The following is a 15,951-nucleotide window of genomic DNA, read 5'->3' on the forward strand; positions in this document are numbered from 1 at the left end:
GCGGCAGAATTTTATTTCTGCCTTTTGATCAGCACTTAATTCAGCGTTTGAGACACGCAACTGGCCACCCGGCCAGCGACACACTAAATAGCTCTCCATTATACCGTTTCCTGCTTCCGAACCTGCCACTTTTCAGGGATCGGTGCTTTTTGTCCTCCAGCGCACCTGCGCGAGCGGGCAATAATGGACACCTATGAAAAATAAAACTGTCGCCGCCTGGCTGGCCTTTCTTGGCGGTCCCCTGGGACTGCATCGCTTCTATCTGTGCGGCATGGGTGACATGTTGGGCTGGCTCCTGCCGCTGCCCACTGCGCTTGGCTTGTACGGCATTGAACGGGTGCAACAAAATGGGGTGGACGATCAATGGAGCTGGATACTGATTCCGTTGCTTGGCTTTACCATGGCCGGCTGTGCGTTGAATGCGATTGTCTACGGCCTGATGACACCCGAAAAATGGAATGCCCGCTTCAATCCATCAATACCAACGGATGCGGCACCGGGTCGCACGAACTGGGCCACCATCGGGGCCATCGTATTGGCACTGCTGCTGGGCACCACGGTGTTGATGAGCAGCATTGTGTTCAGCTTCCAGCGCTACTTCGAGTACCAGATTGAAGAGGCGCGCAAGATTTCCCAATGAAGCCACTTGCTTGGTCGCATCAGAAAATCTGCAAACTCACCCAATAGGAAATCGCTGCCACGAATGCACTGGCTGGAATCGTGAAGACCCAGGCCCAGACGATATTGCCCGCCACGCCCCAACGCACTGCGCTGGCGCGTTTCACCGACCCCACGCCGACGATGGCACCCGTGATGGTATGGGTTGTCGACACGGGAATACCGAGTGCTGTAGCCGTGAACAAGGTGATCGCCCCGCCGGTTTCAGCACAAAACCCGCCTACTGGTTTGAGCTTGGTAATCTTTTGCCCCATGGTGCGAACAATGCGCCAGCCACCAAACATAGTGCCAGCACCAATGGCCATGTAACAACTGACGACGGCCCAAGTGGGAGGCGCTTTGTCGCCGGTTGAGGCATAGCCCGTGGCAATCAGAAGCATCCAAATAATGCCGATGGTTTTTTGAGCATCGTTGCCACCGTGGCCTAGACTATAGGCGCCCGCTGAGACCAATTGCAAACGGCGAAACCATTTGTCCACGCGCATGGGGCGACTGCGACGAAAAACCCAGGCCACCAGCACCATCATCACTGAGCCGAGCAGAAAACCCAACAACGGTGAAATGAAAATGAAGGCCACCGTTTTGAGAATCCCTGCCGACAACAGTACGCCAGCACCAGCCTTGGCAATGACCGCCCCCACGATACCGCCGATCAAGGCATGGGACGAACTGCTGGGTATGCCGTAGTACCAGGTAATGAAATTCCAGGTAATTGCGCCGATCAGCGCACCAAACACCACATGGGTATCCACGATGCCGGGCTGTACGATCCCCTTGCCCACGGTGGCAGCCACTGTGTAGTTGAACACCAGGATCGCGATGACATTGAAGAACGCCGCAAAAAGAACGGCCTGTCCCGGCTTGAGAACACCCGTAGACACCACCGTCGCAATTGAGTTGGCGGCGTCATGAAACCCGTTCATGAAGTCGAACAGAATGGCGAGTACGACTAACAACACCACCACCCACAGGGCCGTTTGTACGGTTTCCATCGTGCAGGCTCCGAATCAGGAATTCTCGAGGATGATGCCCTCGATGACGTTGGCGACGTCTTCACACTTGTCGGTGATGGTCTCCAACAACTCGTAAATCGCCTTGAGCTTGATGACCTCCCGCACATCGGGCTCCTCCCGAAACAGCTTGCTCATGGCGCTGCGCATCACGCGATCAGCGTCGGACTCAAGCTGATCGATCTCTTCACAGGTTTTAAGGGCTGCCGCCGCCGTCGCAGGATCGGCAATCTTCGCCAGCATGCCCACCGCATCGCGGACCCGCTCGCAACACTTCACGCTCAAATCCGTCAGGCGGGTAATGTCTTCCGTCATGTGATGCACGTCGTACAGGGCCATGGTCTCAGCCGAATCCTGGATCAGGTCCGCAATATCGTCCATGGTGTTGATCAGCGAGTGAATTTGTTCGCGATCGATCGGCGTGATGAAGGTCAGGTGAATCGACTTGTTGACTTCATGTGTCACCCGATCAGCTGCGCGCTCGGCGCTGTCCACATCTTCATTGTATTTTTGACGCAGAACGGGATCGCTGTAGTTGGCAACCAGTTTGGAAAACGCTTGTGCCGCTTCGACGATACGGTCCGCGTGTTGGTTGAACATTTCAAAATAGTTGCTTTCGCGCGGCAACAGTTTTCCAAAAAACATGGTCGACTCCTCAAGAGAACATGTCAAATAAATGACGGCATCGGGACTGCCGGCAGTTTAACCGCCCGCCCCACAGACAAAGGCCAGCGAATTCAGGCACCGCGAAAAATAAAATAGACCGCACCCACCATGCACAAGGCCGCCCACAAATAATCCAGCTTGAAGGGTTCCTTCAAATAGAACATGGCGAATGGAACGAACACGGCAAGCGTGATGACCTCCTGCATGATTTTGAGCTGTCCCACACTGAATCCGGCTTGCTGATAACCAATGCGATTGGCGGGCACCTGCAGCCCATATTCGAACAAGGCAATGCCCCAACTCACAAGCGCTGCAAGGTACCAGGGCGCCGTGGCCAAATTCTTCAAATGGCCATACCAGGCCATCGTCATGAAGACGTTGCTGCAAATCAGCAACAGGACCGTTTGCAGTGACAGGGGGATGGATTGGAGCATGTTCATGCAGCCGTTTCTCCGGCATCGTTGATTTCAAGCTGGCTAAAAAAAACCCCGCAACCGGAATCGCGGGGTTCTTGACTCACAGCGGGCCCAGCCAAGACCGGGCCTCGCGCGCTGGCCTGCTAGGCGGCTTCGCCTTGCTTGACACGCGCTGCGGCATCCGTGTAGTCCTTCACCTTGTCAAAGTTCAGGTACTGGTAAATTTTGTCGCTGGCGGCCGTCAGCACGCCCATGTCCGCCATGTACTCTGCCTTGCTGGGGATACGCCCCAGCTTGGAGCAGATGGCAGCCAGTTCGGCGCTACCCAAGTACACATTGCTGTTCTTGCCCAGACGGTTCGGGAAGTTCCGGGTGGATGTGGAGAACACGGTTGCGCCCTCTTTCACCTGCGCCTGGTTGCCCATGCACAAGCTGCAACCGGGCATTTCCATGCGCGCACCGGCAGAGCCCAAAACGCCATAGTGACCTTCTTCGGTCAACTGCTTGGCATCCATCTTGGTCGGCGGCGCCATCCACAGTTTCACCGGGATATCGCGCTTGTTTTCCAGCAGCTTGGACGCTGCGCGGAAGTGGCCAATGTTGGTCATGCAGGAACCAATGAACACTTCGTCGATCTTGGCACCGGCCACGTCGGCCAGTGTTTTCACATCGTCCGGGTCGTTCGGGCAGGCCACAATCGGCTCATGGATGTCGGCCAGGTCAATCTCGATCACAGCCGCGTATTCAGCGTCCGCATCGCCCTTGAGCAACTGGGGATCGGCCAGCCAGGCTTCCATGGCCTTGATACGGCGGTTGATGGTGCGCACATCCGAGTAACCCTCGGCAATCATCCACTTCAGCATCGTGATGTTGCTGTTGATGTACTCCTGAATCGGCTCTTTGTTCAGATGCACGGTGCAACCACCGGCACTGCGCTCGGCAGAAGCGTCGCTCAACTCAAAGGCCTGCTCAACCTTCAGGTCTGGCAATCCTTCAATTTCCAGAATGCGGCCGGAGAAAATGTTCTTCTTGCCCTGCTTGGCCACAGTCAGCAGACCGGCCTTGATGGCGTACAGCGGAATGGCATTGACCAGATCGCGCAAGGTGATACCAGGCTGCATCTTGCCTTTGAAACGCACCAACACGCTCTCAGGCATGTCCAAAGGCATGACACCCGTCGCCGCACCAAAAGCGACCAGACCGGAACCTGCGGGGAAACTGATACCGATGGGGAAGCGCGTATGGCTGTCGCCGCCCGTACCCACGGTGTCAGGCAGCAGCATGCGGTTCAACCAGCTGTGAATGATGCCGTCACCCGGACGCAAGGGAATGCCGCCGCGCGTGCTGATGAAGTCAGGCAGCTCGTGGTGCATTTTCACGTCCACCGGCTTCGGATAGGCCGCTGTGTGACAGAACGACTGCATCACCAGGTCGGCACTAAAACCCAGGCACGCCAGATCCTTCAGTTCGTCGCGGGTCATCGGGCCGGTGGTGTCTTGAGAACCCACGCTGGTCATCTTGGGTTCGCAATACGTACCGGGGCGAACGCCCTGCTGGTTGCCGGCAACCAATGGCAAACCACATGCGCGACCCACCATTTTTTGCGCCAGTGTGAAACCTTTTTTCGTATCCACAGGATTCTGCGGCAAACGGAACAACGTGCTCACGGGCAGACCCAGCGCTTCGCGCGCCTTGGCGGTCAAACCGCGGCCAATAATCAAGGGAATACGGCCACCCGCACGCACCTCATCAAACAGCACATCGCTCTTGACTTTGAACTCGGCAATGGTCTGGCCGTCTTTCAATGCTTTGCCTTCATAGGGACGCAGTTCCACCACGTCGCCCATGTTCATCTTGCTCACGTCCAGTTCGATGGGCAGGGCGCCGGAGTCTTCCATGGTGTTGTAGAAGATCGGAGCGATCTTGCCACCCAGGCATACACCGCCAAAGCGCTTGTTGGGCACAAACGGAATGTCCTCGCCCGTGAACCACAGCACCGAGTTGGTGGCTGACTTGCGCGAAGAACCGGTACCGACCACGTCACCGACGTAGGCCACCAGATTGCCCTTGGCCCGCAGACCTTCGAGGAATTTCACAGGACCACGCTTGCCATCTTCTTCAGGAACGACGCCAGGACGTGCATTCTTGTGCATGGCCAATGCGTGCATCGGGATATCAGGACGGCTGAAAGCGTCAGGCGCGGGTGACAGGTCATCCGTGTTGATCTCGCCTTCCACTTTGAAAACAGTGAGTGTGATCGACTTCGGCACTTCGGGACGCGAGGTAAACCACTCGGCGTCGGCCCAGCTTTGCAGCACGGCTTTGGCTTGCGCGTTGCCTTTTTCGGCCTTTTCCTGGACATCATGAAACTGATCGAACATCAGCAGGGTCTTTTTGAGTCCGTTGGCTGCGACCTGCGCAACCGGGCCGTCAGCGTCAAGCAAATCAACCAGGGGGCTGATGTTGTAACCACCCAGCATGGTGCCAAGCAACTCTGTTGCCTTCTCACGCGAGATCAGCGAGCATTTTTCGGTGCCATGGGCCACAGCAGCCAGATAAGACGCCTTGACCTTGGCCGCATCGTCCACGCCCGCCGGAACGCGGTGGGTGATCAAGTCGACCAGCGTCGCCTCTTCCCCTTGGGGTGGATTCTTCAGCAGTTCGATCAACTCACCCGTCTGCTTGGCAGACAAAGGCAAGGGGGGGATGCCAAGAGCGGCGCGCTCGGCGACGTGGGCACGGTAGGTTTGTAACATGGTCAACTCCTTCTTAATCAACAAAATGGTTTCAGCCCTCGTCAAAAGGACTTAATTAGCTATCTATTTAATAGCGACCTCAGTAGGTGCATCAAGCACGCTGGGTGGCGGATTCCTGCTCAACGCCAACGCGGTGATGGCCTGATCCGGGCTCACGCAGGCATCAGCCAGGCGCTTGCCCAGCTTCTGGTTCATCAGCATGGACTTGTTGGCAAGCTGCAGCCAGACTGCGCCGGCCTGACGATCTTCCAGACGGATAGCGCCAGTTGTGGTTTCAACCGGAACCATGCGGTATTTTTGATTGGCGATATGAACATCGAAATGACCCGGTGCTTTGGCGTCTGCTTTCACAGTCACAAAGGCACCCAGTTCGCAGGGCAACCGTCCCTGGTGCACGCGCTGGGCAATGGCAAGCTCGGCCGGCGTCTGCGCCAGCAAGCTGAAAGACACGGCAGAAAAGAAAACAGATACCAGCAGCTTTTTCATCGTTCGCATCCTTAGTGAGTGGATTGGGTCAAGAATCACGCCGAAAAATAGGCCCGGACCTCGTCAGGAAGACGTCGTCCGGTTTGATGCGCCCGCTCCAGCACATGCCAAAAGTAGCGGTAACTGGCGCGATCGTGCAATTTTCCATCATAAGAGATGGGGGCCCAATCGGCCTGCCCCGCCCGCACCATGATATTCGCTGCCAGGTCAATTTCAGAAGCTGCCGGTGCGAAAGCCTCCAGAATCGGCCTGATCTGGGCCGGGTGAATGCTCCACATGCGGGTATAGCCCAAGCTGCGCGAAGCCCGCGTGGCAGCCTGTTGCACGGCAATCGCATCACTGATCTCAGTCACCACACAGTGGGCAGGCACCTTGCCGTGTGCATGGCATGCCGAGGCAATCTCCAGCTTGGCACGAACGACAAGCGGGTGGCTGAACTGATCCGGTCGATCGGCATCCTGACCTGCATGCATGCCCATCGCACTGGAAGGAATCGCACCACCATGGCTCGAAACGAAATCCATCAAGCCGAAGCTCAAGGACTGCACCCTGGGATGCGCCGCAATGTCAAAAGCACGGTGCACCGCCGCGGGCGACTCGATCAGCACATGCAGGGGCAAGGCATCCTTTCGCCCGGACCTGGCAGCCGCCTGATCCACCAGATGCACCGCGCGCTCAACGTCGGCAACCGTTTCCACCTTGGGAATCATCACATGGCACAGTGCAGCTGCCGCACCACCCACAATGATGTCCAGATCCTGCTCGAACGCCGGGTGATCCACGGCATGGACCCGCGCCGCAACCCGGGACACAACACCGGATGCTACATTATGAATAGCAGCATGCGCTTGATTGGCGAGGGCCACCACCATATTTGCATGGTCAAACTCACCGCCAACGGGCGCGCCATCCTCGCAGTCCAGCGTGACATCGAACACGCAGGCGCCAAACTCCTGCGACATTTCTGCCTGCAGAGCCAGACTCTTGATCATCCGGGCCTCCACGCCGCTGTAATGATCACACACCGGCAAAAAAGCCGATGCCGCCTGTGCGCCCAGGAGAACATCGCGGGGGTGTTGCCCCCCCGCGTTTGCCATGGCATGCGCTACGCCGCCAGCCGAAGAGGCTGTGCCTGCTTGGGACGACCCAGCGCTGCGCACGACTTGGCTTGACTTACAGCAGATGGGCGACGCCGGCTTGCTCGTCCTGCAATTCCTTCAAGGTCTTGTTGATGCATTCCTGGCTGAACGCATCGATCGGCAGATCCTGAACCACCTTGTATTCGCCGCCTTCGCAGGTCACGGCAAAACCGAACATGGTGTCCTTGGGGATACCGTACTGGCCATCCGAGGGGATACCCATGGTGACCCACTTGCCGTTGGTGCCCAGGGCCCAGTCGCGCATGTGGTCGATAGCGGCGTTGGCCGCGGATGCAGCGGACGACACGCCACGGGCAGCGATGATGGCTGCGCCACGTTTGCCGACGGTGGGCAGGAACACGTTGGCGTTCCAGTCCTGGTCATTGATCATGTCCTTGACGCTTTGGCCCTTGATGGTGGCGAAGCGGTAGTCAGCGTACATGGTGGGCGAGTGGTTGCCCCACACGGTCATTTTTTCGATGTCCGCCACGGCCTTGCCGGTCTTGTCGGCCAACTGGCTCAAGGCGCGGTTGTGGTCCAGGCGCAGCATGGCGGTGAAATTCTTGCGTGGCAGATCAGGCGCGCTCTTCATGGCGATGTAGGCATTGGTGTTGGCAGGGTTGCCGACCACCAGCACCTTGACATTGCGGCTGGCCACGGCGTTGAGCGCCTTGCCCTGCGCAGTAAAGATCTCGGCATTAACCGCCAACAACTCGGCACGTTCCATGCCGGGGCCACGGGGACGCGAACCGATCAACAAGGCGTAGTCCACGTCCTTGAATGCAGTCAAGGGGTCGCTGTGCGCTTCAATGCCCACCAGCAGGGGGAAGGCGCAATCCTGCAATTCCATGATCACGCCTTGCAGGGCTTGCTGGGCCTTTTCAACGGGTACTTCCAGCAGGCTCAGCACCACAGGCTGATCTTTGCCCAACATTTCGCCAGAGGCGATGCGAAACAGAATGGCATATCCAATTTGACCAGCTGCGCCAGTAACGGCAACGCGGACAGGCTTTTTGCTCATGGTAAGAACTCCAGAAGTGTTGTGAAACGAGTACTGGTGGATGCCCAAACGGGTTGCCTGAGCCCCACAGAATGCGCGCCGAGTTTACTCTGGAAAACCCTGAGTCGTCAATTTGTCTTATGTCTTATATAAGATATGATTGCGCATGGCCCCAACACTTGTGTGGGATCGAGCACTCATGCAGCAACTACCATTTTCTTCAGCCGAAAACGCCTCTGCAAGCACCGACGCCGGTTCTTTTGCTGCGGCGCCCACGACGCCTGCGTTCAGCCCCCTGTACCAGCAGATCAAGGGCCTGATGCTGAACAGCCTGCGTCTGGGCGAATGGAAGCCGGGTGAGGCCATCCCCAGCGAGATGGAGCTTGCCGCACGTTTTCGCGTTAGCCAGGGCACGGTGCGCAAGGCCATTGACGAGCTGGCCGCCGAAAACCTGCTGGTGCGCCGCCAGGGCAAAGGGACTTTTGTAGCCACCCATGCCGAGCAGCATGTGCAGTACCGCTTTCTGAAGCTGATTCCCGACAACGGCGACATCAACAGCGAAGGTCCGGCTCAGCGCCAGATCATTGACTGCAAACGCCTGCGCGCCTCGGCCGATGTGGCGCGCGCACTGGCGCTGCGAACCGGCGACCCCGTGTTACAGGTCCGCCGCGTCCTGTCCTTTGCCGACAAACCCACCATTCTGGAAGACCTCTGGTTGCCGGGCGGTCCGTTCAAAGGCCTGACTGCCGAGCGCCTGAGCAACTACCACGGCCCCATGTATGCCCTGTTTGAAACCGAATTCGGTGTCCGCATGGTCCGGGCTGAGGAGAAAATTCGGGCCCTGCTTCCGGATCCAGTGCAAAGTTCGCTATTAAAAATAGAGCAAAATACACCGCTTTTAAGCGTCGAGCGTATTGCTTACACCTACAACGATGCGCCCATGGAGTTGCGTCGCGGCCTTTACTTGACCGACACCCATTACTACCGAAACGAGTTAAGCTAAAACCCATCCACCCACCGGACGCAAAACCAAGAAGTTGATTTAATTTTGAATCTTTTGTGTCAACTTGCTGCAGTGCAATAGAATTTTGCCCTGGCAGCCTTGCAAAATTACAAAGCAGTTACATCCACGAAAGCCTACCCATGACCGAGCTTGTTACCCCCTCCCGAAAAAAGCGGCCTGAGTTTCGCAACATCAACGCCTTCAAAGATCTGCCCGGCTACCGCTGGCCGCTTGCGGCCCTGGTGTCCGGCATGCACCGCGCCAGCGGCCTGATCATGTTTCTCTTGCTGCCCTTCATCATCTGGATGTTTGATAGCTCACTCTCTTCAGAAATTTCCTTTGGAAAATTCAAGGCTGCGTTCAACGTGGGCATGCTGGGACTGCCCGGTGCGATCTGGAAACTGGTCGCTCTGGCCTTGATCTGGGCCTACCTGCACCATTTCATTGCAGGTATCCGCCACCTGTGGATGGACACCCATCACCATGCCGTCAGCAAAGAGTTCGGCAAGTCATCAGCAGTGGTGACGCTCGTTTTGAGCATCGGCCTGACGATCATTCTGGGCGCCAAGCTGTTTGGCCTTTATTAATCATTCTTTCGGACCAGGAAACAAATCATGTCTGTCAACTACGGTTCCAAGCGCCTTGTTGTAGGTGCACATTACGGTCTGCGTGACTGGCTCGGCCAGCGCGTCACCGCCACGCTGATGGCTCTCTTTACGGTGCTGGTGCTGGCACAAGTCATTTTCAGCAAGGGCCCCGTCGGCTACGACCAGTGGGCCGGCATTTTTTCCCCCCAGTGGATGAAGGCCCTGACCTTCGCGGTCATCGTTGCCCTGCTGTACCACGTGTGGGTTGGCATGCGGGAAATCTGGATGGACTACATCCCGGCCGCATGGATGCGCCTTTGCCTGCAGTCATTCACCCTGGTCTGGCTGGTCGCCTGCGCTGGTTGGGCCATTCAAGTTCTGTGGCGCATCTAAAGCACCATCCAACAAGACTTTTTCAAGCCAATTTCAGTCCACTACGGCTACCGACACACCCAAATAATCATGACCGCAACATCCAAACTCCCCAAGCGCAAATTTGACGTTGTTATCGTCGGTGCCGGTGGCTCCGGCATGCGCGCTTCACTGCAACTGGCCCGCGCCGGCCTGAACGTGGCTGTGCTTTCCAAAGTGTTCCCGACCCGCTCCCACACCGTTGCAGCGCAAGGCGGCATTGGTGCCTCCCTGGGCAACATGTCGGAAGACAACTGGCACTATCACTTCTATGACACCGTCAAGGGTTCCGACTGGCTCGGCGACCAGGACGCGATTGAGTACATGTGCCGTGAAGCGCCCAAGGTCGTGTACGACCTGGAGCACATGGGCATGCCGTTTGACCGCAACCCGGACGGCACGATTTACCAGCGGCCCTTCGGTGGCCATACCGCCAACTACGGCGAAAAACCAGTGCAACGCGCTTGCGCTGCGGCCGACCGTACTGGCCACGCCATGTTGCACACGCTGTACCAGCAAAACGTCAAGGAAAAAACCAGCTTTTTCGTCGAATGGCTGGCAATGGACCTGATCCGTGACGCCGATGGCGATGTGGTGGGCGTGACGGCACTGGAAATGGAAACCGGTGACGTGCATATCTTTGAAGCCAAAACTACCCTGCTGGCTACAGGCGGAGCCGGTCGCATCTTTGCCGCATCGACCAATGCGTTTATCAACACCGGTGACGGTTTGGGCATGGCTGCGCGCGCGGGCATTCCGCTGGAAGACATGGAATTCTGGCAATTCCACCCCACCGGCGTGCACGGCGCTGGCGTGCTGCTGACCGAAGGTTGCCGTGGCGAAGGCGCGATTCTGCGCAACTGCAATGGCGAGCGCTTCATGGAGCGGTACGCTCCGGCGTACAAGGATCTGGCTCCACGTGACTATGTGTCGCGCTGTATGGACCAGGAAATCAAGGAAGGTCGCGGCTGCGGTCCCAACAAGGACTACATCAATCTCGACATGACCCACCTGGGCGCCGACACCATCATGAAACGTCTGCCCTCGGTGTTCGAAATCGGGCACAACTTCGCCAACGTTGACATCACCAAAGAGCCGATCCCTGTCGTGCCCACCATCCACTACCAGATGGGCGGAATTCCAACCAATATCCATGGTCAGGTGGTGACGCAGAACGCCGACAACAAGAGCGAGGTCGTCAACGGCCTGTACGCTGTGGGCGAGTGCTCCTGCGTCAGCGTGCACGGTGCCAACCGCCTGGGCACCAACTCGCTGCTCGACCTGCTGGTGTTCGGTCGCGCCGCTGGCAACCACATCGTCGAATTCAACAAGGTCAATGCCGTGCACAAGCCCTTGCCGGCCGACGCCGCTGATGCAACGCTGGCGCGCATTGCCCGCCTGGACAACGCCACCAGCGGCGAGTATGCCCAGGACGTGGCCGATGACATCCGCAAAACCATGCAACAGCATGCGGGTGTGTTCCGGACCCAGGCCAGCATGGATGAAGGCGTGCAAAAAATCGCAGCCCTGCGTGAACGCGTCAAGTCGATCAACCTGAAGGACAAATCCAAGATCTTCAATACCGCCCGTATTGAAGCGCTGGAAGTGGAAAACCTGATCGAAGCTGCCCAGGCGACCATCGTGTCCGCAGCTGCCCGCCATGAAAGTCGCGGCGCGCATACAGTCAATGATTACGCCGACAGCCCCCAGTACCCGAACGGCCGTAACGACAACGAATGGCACAAGCACACGCTGTGGCACCGCGAAGGCAACCGCCTGTCCTACAAGCCAGTGCAAATGAAGCCACTGACAGTGGACTCTGTGCCGCTTACCGTGCGCAGCTTCTAAATCATTGTTATTGCCAAGCGAACAAGACCAGCGAGAACACCCCATGTCAAAACGCACATTCCAGATTTACCGTTACGACCCCGATACCGACGCCAAGCCTTACATGCAGACCATCGAGGTTGAACTCGACGGTACCGAGCGCATGCTGCTGGACGCACTGATGAAGCTCAAGGCCGTCGATCCAACCATTTCCTTTCGCCGCTCGTGCCGCGAGGGTGTATGCGGCTCGGATGCCATGAACATCAACGGCAAGAATGGTCTGGCATGCCTGACCAACATGCGTACCCTGCCAGGCACCATTGTGTTGAAGCCCCTGCCGGGCCTGCCCGTGGTGCGCGACCTGATCGTTGACATGACGCAGTTCTTCAAGCAGTACAACTCGATCAAGCCCTACCTGATCAACGACAACGTTCCGCCCGAGAAGGAGCGTCTGCAAAGCCCCGAGGAGCGCGATGAGCTCAACGGCTTGTATGAATGTATTTTGTGCGCGAGCTGCTCGACTTCCTGCCCCAGCTTCTGGTGGAATCCTGACAAGTTCGTCGGCCCTGCCGGTCTGCTGCAGGCATACCGCTTCCTGGCCGACAGCCGCGACGAAGCCACCGGCGAGCGCCTGGACAATCTGGAAGACCCCTACCGCCTGTTCCGCTGCCACACCATCATGAACTGCGTTGATGTATGCCCGAAAGGCTTGAATCCAACCAAGGCGATTGGCAAGATCAAGGAAATGATGGTCCTGCGCACGGTCTAGCCAGTTACCGGAACACGCCCTGTGGAAAATGCCGAAGAACTGATTGACGAGCGAAGCTTGAGCCGACTGAAGTGGCGCTGTCGCCGCGGACTGCTTGAGAACGATATTTTCATCGAACGGTTCTTCAAACGTTTTGAATCAAGCCTGACCGTCCGGCAGTCGCACAACCTGGCTGCCCTGATGGAGTTGAGCGACAACGACCTGCTGGATCTGCATTTGGCACGAAAGTCGCTTGCCCAAGTTGACGCCAGTCTGGATCACGATGGCGTGCACGAAGTTTTGAGTATGTTGAGAGAAACCCGCTGAAAGGTAAAAAATGAAATTAGCTGACAACAAAGCCACCCTGTCGTTCAGTAACGGCAGCCCCAGCGTCGACTTGCCGGTCTATCATGGCAATGTCGGCCCGGACGTCGTAGACATCCGCAAGCTGTATGCCCAAACTGGCATGTTTACCTACGATCCGGGCTTTTTGTCTACGGCGTCGTGCCAATCGGCCATCACCTATATCGATGGCGACAAAGGCGAGTTGTTGTACCGCGGCTATCCGATCGAGCAGTTGGCAACCAACTGTGACTTCATGGAAACCTGCCACCTGTTGCTGTACGGCAACCTGCCCGATGTGGCAGCCAAGGCGGCCTTCACCAAGCGCGTGAGCAATCACACCATGGTGAACGAGCAGATGCAGTTCTTCCTGCGTGGTTTCCGCCGCGACGCGCATCCCATGGCCATCATGACCGGCCTGGTGGGTGCCCTGTCTGCCTTCTATCACGACAGCACTGACATCAACAACCCGGAGCACCGTGAAATCGCTGCGATCCGCCTGATTGCCAAGATGCCCACCCTGGTCGCCATGGCCTACAAGTACAGTGTCGGCCAGCCCTTCATGTACCCCAAGAACAACCTGAGCTACGCCGGCAACTTCATGCACATGATGTTCGCCACCCCATGCGAAGAGTATGTGGTCAACCCCGTGATCGAACGCGCCCTGGACCGCATCTTTGTGTTGCACGCGGATCACGAACAAAACGCATCCACCTCCACCGTGCGCCTGTGCGGCAGTTCCGGCACCAACCCGTTTGCAGCCATTGCAGCCGGTGTGGCCTGCCTGTGGGGCCCCGCACACGGTGGCGCCAATGAGGCCTGCCTGAACATGCTCGAAGACATCCAGAGAATGGGCGGCATCTCCAAAGTCGGTCAGTTCATGGAGCAGGTCAAGGACAAGAATTCCAGCGTCAAGCTGATGGGTTTTGGACACCGCGTTTACAAAAACTACGACCCGCGCGCCAAGCTCATGCAGGAAACCTGCAAAGAGGTCCTCACCGCACTGGGCCTGGAAAACGACCCCTTGTTCAAGCTGGCAATGGCCCTGGAAAAAATTGCGCTGGAAGACGAGTACTTTGTGTCGCGCAAGCTCTACCCCAACGTCGACTTCTACTCTGGCATCGTGCAGCGCGCCATCGGCATTCCGGTCAGCCTGTTCACGGCGATTTTTGCGCTGGCCCGCACTGTGGGCTGGATTGCCCAACTCAATGAAATGATTGGCGATCCCGAGTACAAGATTGGCCGTCCGCGTCAGTTGTTCACCGGTTCGGTGCGCCGCGAGGTTCAGCCGATTTCCAAACGCTGAAATAGCTTTCACTGAAGCGCCCGCCGGATGGCAACACCGGCGGGCGTTTTGTTTGGAAAGACCCCGTTTCGTCAGGCCGCATAAAATCACGGATTGCCAAGGAAAAACCACATGGGACGCACCCTCTACGACAAGCTCTGGGACGAACACGTCGTCCACACGGAAGAAGACGGCACAGCCATCCTGTACATCGACCGCCATCTGGTGCACGAGGTCACCAGTCCGCAGGCGTTTGAAGGGCTGCGCCAGGCCAATCGCAAGGTATGGCGCATCAGCTCCATCGTTGCCACCGCCGACCACAATACGCCCACCACCGGCTGGGAACTGGGCTACGACGGCATCACCGACCCCACCAGCAAAGAACAGGTCGTCACCCTTGACACCAATATGCGGGAATTTGGTTCCGCTGCATACTTCCCATTTCTCTCAAAGCGCCAGGGTATCGTGCACGTCATCGGACCGGAGAATGGCGCGACGCTGCCCGGCATGACGGTGGTATGCGGTGACTCACATACCTCTACCCATGGCGCATTTGGCGCCCTGGCGCATGGTATTGGCACGAGCGAGGTGGAACATGTCATGGCCACGCAAACCCTGCTGGCCAAAAAAGCAAAAAACATGCTGGTTCGGGTAAATGGCACCCTGTCGCGCGGATGCAGTGGCAAGGACATCGTTCTGGCCATCATCGGCAGGATCGGCACCGCTGGCGGCACAGGCTACACCATTGAATTTGGCGGCACCGCCATTCGTGCCTTGAGCATGGAAGGTCGCATGACCGTCTGCAACATGGCGATTGAAGCCGGTGCCCGGGCCGGTTTGGTCGCGGTGGACGAAAAAACCATTGACTATGTCAAAGGGCGGCCCTTGGCACCAGGCCATAGCGCAATCAGCGGTGATGCAGCCGCGGTTGAATGGGATCACGCCGTCGCTTATTGGAAAACTCTGCACTCCGATGCCGATGCCCACTTCGATGCGGTGGTGGAACTCGATGCCAGCCAGATCGTGCCGCAAGTCACTTGGGGCACCTCCCCGGAAATGGTTTTGGGCATTGACAGCCGCGTGCCCGATCCCGACAAGGAAAAAGATCCCAACAAACGCAGTGCCATCGAACGTGCACTGGTCTACATGGGTCTGGAGCCTGGCAAGGCGCTCAACGATCTGTATGTCGACAAAATCTTCATCGGCTCCTGCACCAACAGCCGCATCGAAGACATGCGTGAAGCGGCGGCGCTGGTGAAGAAGCTGGGTCAAAAAGTGGCCAAGAGCGTCAAGTTGGCCATGGTGGTGCCCGGCTCAGGTCTGGTCAAGGAGCAGGCCGAACGCGAAGGATTGCACGAGATTTTCAAGGCTGCTGGCTTCGAATGGCGCGAGCCCGGATGCTCGATGTGCCTGGCCATGAACGCCGACCGTCTGGAACCGGGCGAGCGTTGCGCTTCCACCAGCAATCGCAATTTTGAAGGACGCCAGGGCGCCGGCGGACGCACGCACTTGGTCAGCCCAGCCATGGCCGCAGCCGCAGCCATTCACGGCCACTTTGTGGACGTCAGGAAATTTGTCTGAACCGGTTATCAAGGAA

At 57.6% G+C, this 15,951-nt stretch carries 15 protein-coding genes and 1 pseudogene; 9 read left to right on the top strand and 7 right to left on the bottom strand.

Going from position 1 to position 15,951, the window contains the following annotated elements:
- The first annotated feature begins 193 nt into the window (after positions 1-193).
- Complete coding sequence (locus tag IV109_RS11440; RefSeq protein ID WP_296696380.1) at positions 194-640, top strand: NINE protein; 447 nt, start codon at positions 194-196, stop codon at positions 638-640.
- Positions 641-659: 19 nt separating this feature from the next.
- Here the strand turns inward: IV109_RS11440 and IV109_RS11445 are convergent, their stop codons facing one another.
- From IV109_RS11445 to IV109_RS11475, 7 genes and pseudogenes are all read right to left on the bottom strand, one after another.
- Positions 660-1,670 carry an inorganic phosphate transporter gene (locus IV109_RS11445; RefSeq protein ID WP_296696382.1) on the bottom strand — a complete coding sequence of 337 codons (1,011 nt, stop codon included), beginning with the start codon at positions 1,668-1,670 and terminating at the stop codon, positions 660-662.
- 15 nt (positions 1,671-1,685) lie between these two features.
- A complete protein-coding gene (locus IV109_RS11450) occupies positions 1,686-2,333 on the bottom strand; it encodes a DUF47 domain-containing protein (protein ID WP_296696385.1) in 648 nt (215 codons plus the stop codon).
- 92 nt (positions 2,334-2,425) lie between these two features.
- Positions 2,426-2,794, bottom strand: coding sequence for a DMT family protein (locus tag IV109_RS11455; protein WP_296696387.1), 369 nt, complete (start codon positions 2,792-2,794; stop codon positions 2,426-2,428).
- 119 nt (positions 2,795-2,913) lie between these two features.
- Positions 2,914-5,526, bottom strand: a complete 2,613-nt coding sequence (locus tag IV109_RS11460; RefSeq protein WP_296696390.1) for a bifunctional aconitate hydratase 2/2-methylisocitrate dehydratase — start codon at positions 5,524-5,526, stop codon at positions 2,914-2,916.
- Positions 5,527-5,589: 63 nt separating this feature from the next.
- A pseudogene (locus IV109_RS11465) lies at positions 5,590-5,958 on the bottom strand (hypothetical protein); the annotation flags it as partial.
- 89 nt (positions 5,959-6,047) lie between these two features.
- Positions 6,048-7,109: an aldolase/citrate lyase family protein gene (locus IV109_RS11470; protein ID WP_296696392.1), complete on the bottom strand. Its 1,062-nt coding sequence runs from the start codon at positions 7,107-7,109 to the stop codon at positions 6,048-6,050.
- A gap of 76 nt (positions 7,110-7,185) precedes the next feature.
- Entirely contained in the window at positions 7,186-8,172 is a 987-nt protein-coding gene (locus tag IV109_RS11475) for a malate dehydrogenase (RefSeq protein ID WP_296696395.1), read from the bottom strand.
- Between the two features lie 178 nt (positions 8,173-8,350).
- On the opposite strand from IV109_RS11475, the gene IV109_RS11480 reads away from it, so the two are divergent.
- The 8 genes from IV109_RS11480 to leuC all read left to right on the top strand — a co-directional run bounded on the left by IV109_RS11480 (position 8,351) and on the right by leuC (position 15,935).
- Positions 8,351-9,154, top strand: a complete 804-nt coding sequence (locus tag IV109_RS11480) for a GntR family transcriptional regulator (protein WP_296696397.1) — start codon at positions 8,351-8,353, stop codon at positions 9,152-9,154.
- A gap of 140 nt (positions 9,155-9,294) precedes the next feature.
- Entirely contained in the window at positions 9,295-9,741 is a 447-nt protein-coding gene (sdhC, locus tag IV109_RS11485) for a succinate dehydrogenase, cytochrome b556 subunit (RefSeq protein WP_296696401.1), read from the top strand.
- Between the two features lie 27 nt (positions 9,742-9,768).
- A complete protein-coding gene (sdhD, locus tag IV109_RS11490) occupies positions 9,769-10,134 on the top strand; it encodes a succinate dehydrogenase, hydrophobic membrane anchor protein (RefSeq protein ID WP_296696402.1) in 366 nt (121 codons plus the stop codon).
- A 69-nt stretch (positions 10,135-10,203) separates the two neighbouring features.
- On the top strand, positions 10,204-12,000 hold the full coding sequence (sdhA, locus tag IV109_RS11495; protein WP_296696405.1) for a succinate dehydrogenase flavoprotein subunit: 1,797 nt from the start codon (positions 10,204-10,206) through the stop codon (positions 11,998-12,000).
- Between the two features lie 43 nt (positions 12,001-12,043).
- Positions 12,044-12,748, top strand: coding sequence for a succinate dehydrogenase iron-sulfur subunit (locus tag IV109_RS11500; protein WP_296696407.1), 705 nt, complete (start codon positions 12,044-12,046; stop codon positions 12,746-12,748).
- A 21-nt stretch (positions 12,749-12,769) separates the two neighbouring features.
- Positions 12,770-13,054 (top strand): succinate dehydrogenase assembly factor 2, encoded by a 285-nt coding sequence (locus tag IV109_RS11505; RefSeq protein ID WP_296696410.1) that lies wholly within the window; start codon positions 12,770-12,772, stop codon positions 13,052-13,054.
- A 10-nt stretch (positions 13,055-13,064) separates the two neighbouring features.
- Complete coding sequence (gene gltA, locus IV109_RS11510) at positions 13,065-14,375, top strand: citrate synthase (protein WP_296696415.1); 1,311 nt, start codon at positions 13,065-13,067, stop codon at positions 14,373-14,375.
- A gap of 111 nt (positions 14,376-14,486) precedes the next feature.
- Positions 14,487-15,935 carry a 3-isopropylmalate dehydratase large subunit gene (gene leuC / locus IV109_RS11515; RefSeq protein WP_296696419.1) on the top strand — a complete coding sequence of 483 codons (1,449 nt, stop codon included), beginning with the start codon at positions 14,487-14,489 and terminating at the stop codon, positions 15,933-15,935.
- Positions 15,936-15,951: the final 16 nt, after the last annotated feature.

This window comes from Rhodoferax sp. (assembly GCF_018780565.1).
In the GTDB taxonomy this organism is placed as follows: domain Bacteria; phylum Pseudomonadota; class Gammaproteobacteria; order Burkholderiales; family Burkholderiaceae_C; genus Rhodoferax.